Here is a 3,116-nt window from a genome sequence, read left to right on the forward strand (position 1 = left end):
GGCCTGTTTGCTCAAGCGCGACGTTCAAAATGCCGGGAATAGAGCGCATGGCTGCGGCGGCTTCTTTCAGCTCGCCCTCCGACATCGTGCCTCGATCACGGGCCGCTTTCAGCGCCAAGGATAGAAGCACAGTCAACTGACAGGTGAAAGCTTTTGTCGAGGCCACGCCGATCTCAACGCCTGCAAAAATCGGATAGGTTTGATCGCTTTCACGCGCGATAGAACTTTCCGCGACATTGGTCACAGACAGGATTTTGTCGGCCTTGCCAGAGCAATAGCGCAGCGCGGCAAGCGTGTCGGCGGTTTCGCCAGATTGGCTCACGAAGAGGGCCGCTGTTTGCGCAGGGATGGGCGGTTCCCGGTAGCGGAATTCAGACGCGACATCGACCTCAACAGGGATGCGCGCGAGCTTTTCGAACCAGTATTTAGCGGTCAAACATGCGTAAAACGCTGTACCACAAGCGACCATTGTCAGGCGTTCGATCTTGGTGAAATCGATGTTGCCACCGGGGAGCACCACTTCATTGCCGGCAGATGGCAGGTAGTTGTTCACCGCAGCGCCAACAACAGTGGGCTGTTCGGCAATTTCCTTGGCCATGTAATGATCAAATCCGGCCTTATCGACCTTTGCGGAGTCGATTTCTACTACGCGCATCTCACGGCCAACTTGTTTGCCGTCAGCGTCCCAAATGTGCAGGCTGTTGCGGGTCAGAACTGCGCGGTCGCCTTCCTCTAAGTATGTGATACGATTGGTTAAAGGTGCAAGCGCGATGGCGTCAGAGCCGATATACATCTCGTTAGCGCCGTGGCCGATAGCAAGGGGCGAGCCCTTGCGTGCGCAGACCATCAGGTCCTCTTCACCGTGGAACAGGAAGGCGAGCGCAAACGCGCCTTCAAGACGCCCGATGGTCTTTTCAGCAGCTTCCACAGGGCGCAGGCCGGTGTTCATATAGTGCTGGGTGAGCAGGGCGACGGTCTCTGTATCGGTCTCTGTGACGAAATCGATACCGTGCCCCGCCAATTCTTCGCGCAATTCACGGAAGTTTTCGATGATACCGTTGTGAACAACCGCGACTGGACCCGCTTGATGGGGATGCGCGTTGTCTGTTGTCGGTGCGCCGTGGGTGGCCCAGCGTGTGTGGCCGATACCAGACTTCCCAGCGAGCGGGTTGTGCACCAAAAGATCAGACAGATTCACCAGTTTGCCAACTGCGCGGCGGCGATCGAGCACGCCGTTGTTTACGGTCGCAATACCTGCACTGTCATAGCCGCGATATTCGAGACGACGTAGCGCTTCAACAAGCGTTGGGGCAACTTCATGTTGACCCAGTACCCCTATAATTCCGCACATTATTCGGCCCCTTTCGCTTTTGAAGCTTTCTTTTTCTTTAACATATCGAACAATTTAACAGCTAAGCCAGTTTTGTTCACTTGCGGCGCGCGCGCGATGGCAAGATCTGTGTCTGGCACGTCCTTGGTCACCACTGTGCCGCTGCCTGTCATCGCATTTGCACCGACAGAGACGGGCGCGACGAGCAATGTGTTGGAGCCGATAAAGCTATCCGCGCCAATTTCGGTGTGATGTTTCATCACGCCGTCATAGTTACATGTGATCGTGCCTGCGCCGATGTTTGCGCGCGCGCCCACATGGGCATCGCCCACGTAGGAGAGGTGGTTCACTTTGGCGCCCTCATCAACCACGGCATTCTTGAGCTCAACGAAGTTACCGATCTTGGTGTCCTCCGCAAGTTCTGTGCCCGGACGCAAGCGCGCGTAGGGGCCAACGACCGCGCCGCGGCTGACATGCGCGCCTTCCAAATGGCTGAACGCGCGGATGTGTGCGCCGTTTTCGACGGTGACCTCAGGGCCGAATACAACGTTGGGTTCGATGATCGTGTCCGCGCCGATGTAGGTATCGTGCGAAAGGTACACAGTGTCAGGGGCATGCATTGTCACGCCGCCCTCCATCAGAGCGATGCGCGCCTTCGCTTGGAAAATGGCGTCGGCTTCTGCGAGTTGAACACGGGAATTCACACCCAGCGTTTCACTTTCATCGCAGGTCACAGAAGTGGCGCTCAGGCCCTTCGCTTGGGCGATCTCAACGATATCCGTGAGATAGTATTCACCAGAAGCATTCTCGTTTCCAACCGCATCAATCAGATCAAATAGAACGGAAGACTTGGCGCAAATAACACCGCTGTTGCAAAGCGTTATGGCGCGTTCTTCATCAGATGCATCCTTGAACTCAACAATCTTCGCTAGGCTATCGCCGTTCATAATGAGACGGCCGTATTTGCCTGGATCACGCGCCTCGAAACCCAACACGATCACATCATGGTTTGCGCGTGCCTCGCTCATCTGCTGCAAGGTTTCGGGGCTGATGAAAGGGGTGTCGCCATACAGAACCAGCGCGTCGCCCTCAAAACCGCTGAGCGCGTCTTTCGCCTGCGCAACCGCATGTGCGGTGCCAAGCTGCTCTGTTTGCAAGACCACCTCAGCAGTTTCGTTATAGCCAGTTGCAGCCTTGGACACCGCATCGCTGCCATGCCCTGCGACGACAATCGTCTTTTCGGGTTCTAGCGCTTCTGCGCTTTTCATAGCGTGAACCAACATAGGTGCGCCCGCAACGTGGTGCAGAACCTTGGGCAGGTCAGACTTCATTCGGGTGCCTTTGCCTGCGGCAAGGATAATCAGAGCAATGCTCATATTGTTGAATACTCTTTGCAATTTATTAAACGTCGTTCTACCTAATCCGTGAGAAGCCGCAAGTCGCGTGTGTTCACCTTAGATTGCGGTGTGAAACAAGCGCCGTGTTTTCGCTTAGGTCCGCATGCCTTAGGGGGACATAATGCGCACTGTTATTTTTGATTTGGATGGAACGCTCGCCGACACCAGCGGCGATCTGCTGGCAGCGGCGAATTCCTGCTTTGAGGGCATGGGCTTGGCTGTGCGCCTTAATGCAGCGCAAGATGCAGGAACGGCGGTGCGCGGTGGGCGCGCGATGCTGACGGCGGGCCTTGAGCGCGAGACAGGTCAACCAGCGGATCAAGCTGTGATCGATGAACAGTTTCCAAATCTGCTTAAAGCCTATGAAACGGCGATTGATGTGCACACAA

General features: G+C 55.8%; 2 protein-coding genes and 1 pseudogene. 1 reads left to right on the forward strand and 2 read right to left on the reverse strand.

Annotated elements, in window-relative coordinates:
- Positions 1-1,351 (reverse strand): glutamine--fructose-6-phosphate transaminase (isomerizing) (gene glmS, locus ABJQ89_RS19710; protein ID WP_348497862.1); only part of this gene is annotated, 1,351 nt, incomplete at its 3' end.
- Entirely contained in the window at positions 1,351-2,706 is a 1,356-nt protein-coding gene (gene glmU, locus ABJQ89_RS19715) for a bifunctional UDP-N-acetylglucosamine diphosphorylase/glucosamine-1-phosphate N-acetyltransferase GlmU (RefSeq protein ID WP_348497863.1), read from the reverse strand. The genes glmU and glmS, both read right to left, overlap by 1 nt.
- Before the next feature lie 142 nt (positions 2,707-2,848).
- On the opposite strand from glmU, the pseudogene ABJQ89_RS19720 reads away from it, so the two are divergent.
- Positions 2,849-3,116, forward strand: a pseudogene (locus tag ABJQ89_RS19720) (haloacid dehalogenase); the annotation flags it as partial.

This window comes from Planktotalea sp. (assembly GCF_039984035.1).
Classification (GTDB): domain Bacteria; phylum Pseudomonadota; class Alphaproteobacteria; order Rhodobacterales; family Rhodobacteraceae; genus Planktotalea.

Excerpts from the sequence above, each read along its gene's own strand:
- glmU (WP_348497863.1), bottom strand. The coding sequence starts at position 2,706 with ATGAGCATTGCTCTGATTATCCTTGCCGCAGGCAAAGGCACCCGAATG.